This is a genomic window from Stenotrophomonas maltophilia group sp. RNC7 (assembly GCF_030910085.1).
Taxonomy (GTDB): Bacteria; Pseudomonadota; Gammaproteobacteria; order Xanthomonadales; family Xanthomonadaceae; genus Stenotrophomonas; species Stenotrophomonas sepilia.
In genome coordinates, this window is the sequence record NZ_JAVFVN010000792.1 from 1 (window position 1) to 564 (window position 564).

1 protein-coding gene is annotated in these 564 nt (G+C 27.5%); it reads right to left on the minus strand.

Annotation, left to right across the window (positions count from 1 at the left end):
* Nucleotides 1–378: hypothetical protein (locus RCF13_RS19195; protein ID WP_308141457.1), on the minus strand; the 378-nt coding region annotated here is incomplete at its 3' end.
* Nucleotides 379–564: the final 186 nt, after the last annotated feature.

Consider the following 564-nt stretch of genomic DNA (forward strand, 5'->3'; position numbering starts at 1 on the left):
AAGTGTAAAGTAATACATATTCCAGCCTAATTCTAAAATACGATCGTGAAATATGTTTTTTACTCTTTCATTTGATTCCATCCTCCAACCATGAACGAAAATAATATTTGGAGCAGCATCATTTTTAGTAACGTATGCCTCACCTGTTACTGTGTCATTCTTCACATAATTTGATTGAAGGTGACTTTTATATGTAAATAATCCTGTTTTATAACCTATATGGCCTGAATTTTTTAAATCAAATTCAATGTCAGTTATTTTTCCTTGATAAAAATCCTCTAAATTTCTTATTGCCCCATCTGGATTAGGTAACGATTTAAATTGTGATGTTTTACTCCGTTTTCTATGTAAATCATATAAAGCAACTCGCTCAATCATTTTTGTAATCAACTTAATTCCTCCCCTAAACATAACGATTTCCCTCGATATTTATCTATTTTTGTATTTATTTGAAATAACTGACGTTTTATTATTATTAAATCACACTATATTTAAACGAACAAGCATTCTTCCATATACATTATTATTAAATGTATAAAAGTAACATTGTATATTAAATTAAAC